Source organism: Promicromonospora sp. NPDC019610 (assembly GCF_044389365.1).
GTDB lineage: Bacteria > Actinomycetota > Actinomycetes > Actinomycetales > Cellulomonadaceae > Promicromonospora.
On the sequence record NZ_JBIRXX010000001.1, the window covers coordinates 1 to 7,793 of the forward strand.

At 72.0% G+C, this 7,793-nt stretch carries 6 protein-coding genes and 3 tRNA genes; 1 reads left to right on the forward strand and 8 read right to left on the reverse strand.

What is annotated here, in order from left to right:
• Nucleotides 1-535: 535 nt before the first annotated feature.
• From ACH45N_RS00005 to ACH45N_RS00030, 6 genes are all read right to left on the reverse strand, one after another.
• On the reverse strand, nt 536-1,216 hold the full coding sequence (locus ACH45N_RS00005; RefSeq protein WP_397389952.1) for a 3-oxoacid CoA-transferase subunit B: 681 nt from the start codon (nt 1,214-1,216) through the stop codon (nt 536-538).
• Nucleotides 1,213-1,926, reverse strand: coding sequence for a 3-oxoacid CoA-transferase subunit A (locus tag ACH45N_RS00010; protein WP_397389954.1), 714 nt, complete (start codon nt 1,924-1,926; stop codon nt 1,213-1,215). Before ACH45N_RS00010 ends, ACH45N_RS00005 begins: the two co-directional genes overlap by 4 nt.
• Nucleotides 1,923-3,116, reverse strand: a complete 1,194-nt coding sequence (locus ACH45N_RS00015) for a thiolase family protein (RefSeq protein ID WP_397389956.1) — start codon at nt 3,114-3,116, stop codon at nt 1,923-1,925. Before ACH45N_RS00015 ends, ACH45N_RS00010 begins: the two co-directional genes overlap by 4 nt.
• Nucleotides 3,117-3,188: 72 nt before the next feature.
• Nucleotides 3,189-3,983 (reverse strand): IclR family transcriptional regulator C-terminal domain-containing protein, encoded by a 795-nt coding sequence (locus ACH45N_RS00020; RefSeq protein WP_397389958.1) that lies wholly within the window; start codon nt 3,981-3,983, stop codon nt 3,189-3,191.
• A 332-nt stretch (nt 3,984-4,315) separates the two neighbouring features.
• Nucleotides 4,316-4,388, reverse strand: a tRNA-Arg gene (locus ACH45N_RS00025).
• A gap of 188 nt (nt 4,389-4,576) precedes the next feature.
• Nucleotides 4,577-4,668: transfer RNA gene (locus tag ACH45N_RS00030), tRNA-Ser, on the reverse strand.
• Nucleotides 4,669-4,907: 239 nt separating this feature from the next.
• Here ACH45N_RS00030 and ACH45N_RS00035 point away from each other — a divergent pair.
• Nucleotides 4,908-6,629 carry a GMC oxidoreductase gene (locus ACH45N_RS00035; protein ID WP_397389960.1) on the forward strand — a complete coding sequence of 574 codons (1,722 nt, stop codon included), beginning with the start codon at nt 4,908-4,910 and terminating at the stop codon, nt 6,627-6,629.
• Nucleotides 6,630-6,695: 66 nt separating this feature from the next.
• On the opposite strand, the gene ACH45N_RS00040 is transcribed toward ACH45N_RS00035, so the two are convergent.
• Together ACH45N_RS00040 and ACH45N_RS00045 are read right to left on the reverse strand one after the other, a co-directional pair.
• Nucleotides 6,696-6,780 (reverse strand) — tRNA-Ser (locus tag ACH45N_RS00040).
• Between the two features lie 116 nt (nt 6,781-6,896).
• Nucleotides 6,897-7,535 carry a GTP-binding protein gene (locus ACH45N_RS00045; protein ID WP_397389962.1) on the reverse strand — a complete coding sequence of 213 codons (639 nt, stop codon included), beginning with the start codon at nt 7,533-7,535 and terminating at the stop codon, nt 6,897-6,899.
• Nucleotides 7,536-7,793 lie beyond the last annotated feature (258 nt).

Here is a 7,793-nt window from a genome sequence, read left to right on the forward strand (position 1 = left end):
GCGTCATCCTCGTTCGGAGGCAACCTCTGTAACTTACCCTACCACGCTCCCCGGCGCAAGCACCCTGGTCAGGATCCCTACATCGAAGCGCCTGTTCGGCAAGCCCAACCCAGAAACGAAGCGCACGAAGCTACCTCGACGATCTGGAGTGGTTCCCGCCCCGGGACCGGCCAGTCACTCTCTAAGAGCTCCCTGTCCGTACCTCCCTGCCGGGCGAACAACGAGAACATTACGTCAGCCCGCAGGACCCGTCAAAGCCAGGGCGCGTGACGGCTGACACAGAAGCGCTGTTCACCGGGCGTTTTTCCAAGAGGGCATCAGGTCCGCACGCGTTGGAGCCATGTCAGACCGGCTCGACGGCCCTCGTCTGCGGCCCCTAACCCGGGTACAGGCCAAGAACCCTCCCGGTCGGCCATGTCTGCGTAATCTTTGGTTCAGATTTCGCCATCCGCCCGGAGGGTCGGGGTCAACGGGCCCTGCAACCCGGGCGCGCCAGGCGGCAGCACGGCGTGGGCGCCGGTTCCCAGGCAGGCCCCTAGCCCAGGCGGAGCCCGAGCAGCTCCTCGAGCTCCCCGTGCGTGACCCCGTACGTCTCGACGACGCGTGCGCCCCTGTCCCCTGGGACTCCGGGCCCGACGTCGATCACCGCGATGTCGCTGTAGATCCGGGACACGCAACCCACCCCGGTGAGCGGCAGCGTGCACTCGGGCACCAGCTTGGGCTGACCGTCCTTGGTCAGCAGGGTCATCATGACGACGCTCCGGCGGGCGCCCACCGCGAGGTCCATCGCCCCGCCCACCGCGGGCACCGCCCCTGGGTGGCCGGTGGACCAGTTCGCGAGGTCCCCCGACGTCGACACCTGGAACGCCCCCAGCACGCAGACGTCGATGTGGCCGCCGCGCATCATGGCGAACGAGTCGGCCTGGTGGAAGTACGAGGCGCCGGGCAGCTCGGTCACGGGGACCTTGCCCGCGTTGATGAGCTCGGGGTCGGCGGCGTCCGGCTCCGGCGAGGGGCCCATCCCGAGCAGCCCGTTCTCCGTGTGCAGCGTGATACCCGAACCCGCGGGGAGGTGGTCGGCCACGAGCGTCGGCAGGCCGATGCCCAGGTTCACGTAGGAGCCCGGGGCGATGTCGGCGGCCACCCGCGCCGCCAGCTGCGCCCTGGACAAGGGAGACCCGCTCCGCGAGCCGGGCGGGACCGTCTCGGCGCTCATGAGGCCGAGCCCCGCGCTCCGGCCTGCGTGCCCGCCAGCGTCGTCACGCTGTCGATCGCCACGACGGCGTCGACGTAGATGCCGGGCGTCACCACGGTCTCGGGGTCGATAGCCCCGACCGGAACCACCTCTCGCACCTGCGCCACGGTGCGCCGGGCGGCCGTGGCCATGACGGGCCCGAAGTTCCGGGCCGTCCTGCGGTAGACGAGGTTCCCGGCGCCGTCGGCCCGGAAGGCCTTGACCAGCGCGACGTCGGCGGGGAGCGGGGACTCGAAGACCATCGGGACGCCGTCGACCACGCGCGTCTCCTTGCCCTCGGCGAGGGGAGTGCCGAAGCCGGTGGGCGTGAAGAAGCCGCCCAGACCGGCGCCGGCCGCGCGGATCCGCTCGGCCAGGTTGCCCTGCGGCACCAGCTCGAGCTCGATCTCACCCGCGCGGTATGCGGCGTCGAAGTGCCACGAGTCCACCTGGCGCGGGAACGAGCACACGATCTTGCGCACCCGGCGCTCCAGGATCAGCCGGGCCAGCGCGTCCTCGCCGTTGCCCGCGTTGTTGGAGACGACGACGAGGTCGGCGGCGCCCTGCTCCAGCAGCGCCTCGATCAGCTCCACCGGCTGCCCTGCCGGTCCGAAGCCGCCGATCATCACGGTCGAGCCGTCGGCGACGTCGCCCACCGCTGCCAGGGCGGTCGGCGCCACCTGGACGGTCATGCGGCGGCCCACACGTTCTCGAGGACGACGGCCACGCCCTGGCCGACGCCGATGCAGATCGCGGCGACGCCCCAGCGCTGACGCTCGACGATCAGCCGGCGGGCGAGCGTGCCGAGGATCCGGGTGCCGGAGGCGCCGAGGGGATGCCCGAGCGCGGTCGCGCCGCCCCAGGAGTTCACGATCTCCGGGTCGACGTCCCAGGCGTCGACGCAGACGAGCGACTGCGCGGCGAACGCCTCGTTGAGCTCGACGGCGCCGACGTCGGCCCAGCCGATGCCGCTCTTCGCGAGCGCGCGCTCGACGGCCGCCACGGGGGCGTAGCCGAAGTACTGCGGCTCGTTGGCGACCGCGGCACGGCCCGCGATCCGGGCCAGCGGTTCCAGGCCGGTCAGGCCGGCCGCCGCCGCGGAACCGATCAGAGCGGCGCTGGCGCCGTCCGTCAGCGGGGAGGCGTTGCCCGCCGTGATGGTGCCGCCGTCCGACCGGAAGGAGGGCTTGAGCGCGGCCAGCTTCTCCAGGGTGCCGTCCGGACGGACGGGCTCGTCGCGGTGCAGGTCCGTCCCGGGCACGGCGGTGACCAGGTCGTCGTACCGCCCGGCCTCCCAGGCCGCGTGCGCCAGGCGGTGGCTGCGCAGCGCGAACTCGTCCTGGCGCTCCCGCGTGACGCCGTACTTCTCGCGGAGCCGCTCGGTCGCCTCGCCGAGGGAGACCGTCCAGTCCGGCTGCATCCGCGCGTTGACCAGGCGCCAGCCCAGCGTGGTCGACACCAGCTCGGTGCCGCCGGCGGGGTAGGCCCGCTCGGGCTTGGGCAGCACCCACGGCGCACGGCTCATGGACTCGACCCCGCCGGCCACGACGACGTCGGCGTCGCCGGTCTCCACGGCACGGGCCGCCTGCACGACGGCATCGAGCGACGAGCCGCACAGCCGGTTGACCGTCACTCCCGGCACCGACAGCGGCAACCCGGCCAGCAGCACCGCCATCCGCGCCACGTTCCGGTTCTCCTCGCCGGCGCCGTTCGCGTTGCCGAGGATCACGTCGTCGATCCGGGCCGGGTCCAGCCCGGGCGCCCGGCGCACCTGCTCGCCGACGACGAAGGCCGCCAGGTCGTCCGGGCGCACCCTGGCGAGCGCACCGCCGTAGCGGCCGAACGGCGTGCGCACGGCGTCGTAGACGAATGCCTGTCCCATCGATCCACACCTCTGCCCGTTCGCAGTGCGCACACCAGTTCCGTATGCGTACGCCCACCGTAACAGCCGGGATCAGGCGCGGGTACGGGCCAGATCCGCCTCGATCTCGCCAGCCGCGCGCAGCAGCGCCGGCAGGAACTCGGCCACCAGCTCGTCGACCGCGCCACGGCGCACGGGGGCGGACACGTTCACCGCGCCCACGACGCGGCCCGCCCCGTCGCGCAGGGGCGCGGCGAGCGACCGAAGTCCCTCCTCCAGCTCCTGGTCGACGAGCGCCCAGCCCTGCCCCCGCACCCGGTCCAGCTCCGCGCGCAACAGGTCGCGGTCGACGATCGTGTGCGGCGTGAGCGGCTCCAGGGCGACGGCGCCCAGGAACTCGTCCCGGTCGCGATGGGGCAGGTGCGCCAGGACCGCGCGCCCCATCGAGGTGGCGGACGCCGGGAACCGCGTGCCCACCTGGATCGCGGCCGACATGATCCGGTGTGTGGCGACCCGGGCCACGTAGACGATCTCCGCGCCGTCGAGCACCGCGACCGACGACGACTCCCCGACGTCCTCCGCGAGGCGCTCCAGGTGCGGCTGGGCCACCTCCGGCAGCGTCAGGCTGGACAGGTAGGCGTACCCGAGCTCGAGCACCTGGGGACGCAGGGCGAACACGCGCCCGTCCGTGACGACGTAGCCCAGCTCCACCAGGGTGTGCAGGAAGCGTCGCGCCGACGCCCGGCTGAGCGCGGCCTCGCGGGCCACCTCGCTCAGGGTCATCCGCGCCCGGTCCGGGCCGAACGCGCGGATCACGGCCAGCCCTCGCTCCAGGGACTGCACGAACTCACCCGACCGGGTTCCGGCGTCCTGCGCGGTCTCGCTCATCTCGGGTTCCTCCATGCCGTCGGCGCGTCCGCCTCGCCATCCTGGCCGAGCATCCGGTCGCCCGCACCAGGGGCCCGCGTGCGTCCTGGGAGCCGCACCTTTGGCAGCACGCCCGTCCGGGCCTCCCCTGGTCCGACGACGGAGCGCACCGTTGAGCTCCGACGCCGCGACCCTGGTCGTTCTCCGAACGGGTGTGCCGCAGGTGAACGTAGCGATCGGCCGGAGGCCGGGTCAATGGTTCGGCGCTCCCCGTCGCAACCGTGACCGGATCGCGACGTGGGCAAAAAGAAGAGCCCCTCGCCGGCTGGTACCGGTGAGGGGCTCTGCCACTGTGCGCCCGAAGGGATTCGAACCCCCAACCTTCTGATCCGTAGTCAGATGCTCTATCCGTTGAGCTACGGGCGCTGGTCGTACTACCTGCCGTCTGCCTGCCGTTCACAACCGGCCGACCGACGAGAACATTACCGCCTGTTCGGCGCGGGCCCAAACTCAAATCCGCGCTTCCCGAGGAGAACTCCGTCACAGCCCTGAACCTGCGTGCCGAAGCCTCTCACAGAAAAGGCCCCGGGCGTCACGCGCGGCCGGGACCTTCCTGGCGGAGACGGAGGGATTTGAACCCTCGAACGGGTTGCCCCGTTACCACCTTAGCAGGGTGGCGCACTAGACCTGACTATGCGACGTCTCCTCGCGACAGGCTCTACCCAGGCAGGGCGATGCCGCGCGGCCCAGGCTACCTGGCGCACGGCACGCTGAGCAAAGCGGGACGGTCGACGGCGCGCGCGACGGTGCGACATCCGCGAGATCCTGCCGATTTTCCGTCCGAGCCGAGGTGGACCGGGACGCACGCGGGACGCCCCCGCACGGATCCGGGCGGGGTTCGGCAGCGTATTTCATACAGCGTCAATAACGGGTACATTCGCGGTCATGGACTACGACGTCTTGGTGATCGGCTCTGGTTTCGGCGGCAGCGTCGCTGCCCTCCGCCTCACGGAGAAGGGCTACAGGGTGGGCGTGCTCGAGGCCGGCCGCCGGTTCGAGGACGACGAGTTCGCCAAGAACTCCTGGCACCTCAAGCAGTTCCTGTGGGCGCCCGCCCTGGGCTGCTACGGCATCCAGCGGGTGCGCCTGCTGCGCAACGTGCTGTGCCTGACGGGCGCGGGCGTGGGCGGCGGGTCGCTGGTGTACGCCAACACCCTCTACCGCCCGCTGGACCCGTTCTACGCCGACCCCGCCTGGTCCCACATCACCGACTGGAAGTCCGAGCTCGCGCCGTACTACGACCAGGCGGAGCGCATGCTCGGCGTCGTCCGGTACCACGGCCGCTCCCCCGCGGACGACGTCATCCGGGGCGTCGCGGACGACATGGGCGTGGGCGAGACGTTCCGGCCCACCCGGGTGGGCGTGTACTTCGGGCCGGGCGGCGCGGAGGCGCCGTCGCCGGGCCGCCGGGCCGCCGACCCGTTCTTCGGCGGGGCGGGGCCGGAACGGACGGGCTGCATCGAGTGCGGCGAGTGCATGACCGGCTGCCGGCACGGCGCCAAGAACACCCTGGTGAAGAACTACCTGTACCTCGCGGAGCGCGCGGGCGCGGTGGTGCACCCGCTGACCACCGCCGACGTCGTCCGGCCGCGGCCCGAGGCGGAGGGTGGCGGTTACGAGATCCGCACGTACCGCACCGGGCGAAGGTGGGCCGGGCGCCGCACGTTCACGGCGAAGCAGGTCGTGTTCGCCGCCGGGACGCTCGGCACGCAGCGCCTGCTGCACGCCATGAAGGACGCCGGCACGCTGCCGGGCCTGTCGGACCGGCTCGGGCACCTCACCCGCACCAACTCCGAGGCACTGCTCGGCGCGATGACACACAAGGTCGGCTCGACGGACTACTCGCGCGGCCTCGCGATCACCTCGTCGTTCTACCCGAACGAGAGCACCCACATCGAGCCCGTGCGCTACGGCCACGGCTCCAACGTCATGGCGGCGCTGCAGCACATCCTGGTCGACGGCGGACCGCACCGGTTCTTCCGCTGGTTCGGCGAGATGGGCAAGAACCTGAAGTGGCTGCCCGTGCTGATGGACTGGCGCCGCTGGTCCGAGCGGACGGTCATCGCCCTGGTCATGCAGGCCCACGACAACTCGCTGACCACCCTGACCCGGCGGTCGCCGTTCGGCCGCTACATGACCTCCCGGCAGGGCACCGGCGCGCCCAACCCGAGCTGGATCCCGGAGGGCCACGAGGCGGTGCGCCGTATGGCGGACGCGATGGGCGACGAGGGCGTCGAGGGCATCGCCGGCGGCACGATCGGGGACCCCTTCAACATCCCGCTGACCGCGCACATCCTCGGCGGCTGCGCCATCGGCTCCGACGCCGCGAACGGCGTCGTCGACCCCTACCTGCGGATGTTCGGGCACGAGGGCCTGCACGTCATGGACGGCTCGGCCGTGACAGCGAACCTCGGGGTGAACCCGTCGCTGACCATCACGGCGCAGGCCGAGCGGGCGTGCGCGCTGTGGCCCAACGCCGGCGACCAGGACGGGCGGCCCGCCCTGGGGTCGGTCTACCGGCCCGTCGAGCCCGTGCGTCCGGCGGCCCCGGTGGTGCCCGAGGCCGCTCCCGCGGCGCTGCGCCTGCCCATCGTGGGGATCAGCTGAGCCCGAGGGGCAACACGAAGGACGACGGCCGGGATCCCTCGATCCCGGCCGTCGTCCTGTGCCCTGCGGAGGGCGAGGGATTCGAACCCCCGGTGCGTTGCCGCACAACGGTTTTCAAGACCGTCACATTAGGCCGCTCTGTCAGCCCTCCTTGCGCCGTTCACCCCACAAGGGGCCGGCGCGGCCCCACAGTCTATCGTCCGGCGGGACAGCGACGGCGGGCCGCCCCCAGGGTGGCCCGCCGTCCGCGAAGTGCTGGAGAGCGACTCAGCCCTGCGCCTGCGCGCCGGAGCGGAGCTGGCGCATCGCGAGCTGGACCAGCGCGATCAGCGTCTGCTTGGTCGCCGCGCGCGAACGCGCGTCCGTGTAGAGCATCGGCACGTGCGAGGGGATCTGCAGCGCCTCGCGCACGTCCTCGAGCCGGTGCTTGGCCACGCCGTCGAAGCAGTTCACGCCCACGACGAACGGGATGTTGCGCGACTCGAAGTAGTCGATGGCCGGGAAGCACTGCTCCAGGCGGTCCGTGTCGACCAGGACGACGGCACCGATCGCACCGCGCACCAGGTCGTCCCACATGAAGAGGAAGCGGTCCTGGCCCGGGGTACCGAAGAGGTACAGCCACAGGTTGCCCGGCAGCTCCACGCGGCCGAAGTCCATGGCCACCGTGGTGGTGGTCTTGCGGTCGGTCACGCCACCGGCGTCGTCCACGCCGACCGAGTGCTCCGTCATGGCAGCCTCGGTGTTCAGCGGCTCCACGTCGGAGATCGAGCCGATGAACGTGGTCTTGCCCACCGCGAAGCCACCGGCGACGACGATCTTGACGACGGTCGGCGCGGTGCGCTCGGCCGCGGGCTGCGCACCCGGAGCGGCCTGCGCGCCGGCGTTGGCCGCCGGAGCCTGCTGCATCACCGGCGGCGCGGGCTGAGCCTGCGCCGGACGGGACGCCTGAGCGGTGGGCGCCGCGGCGCCACCGCCGCCACCCAGCACACTCTGGCGCGCGGGGGCGTTCGAGGAAGCGGTCGCAGTGCCGGCGTTACCCGACACCGGGGCCCAGTTGGGACCGCTACGGGCCCCGCCGTCAGAGGGCGGAAATGCCATTAAGAACACTCTCCAAGACGCTCAGCGACAGGCCCGAGTTCGAGCTGCCGTGGCCTGTGTGGACGT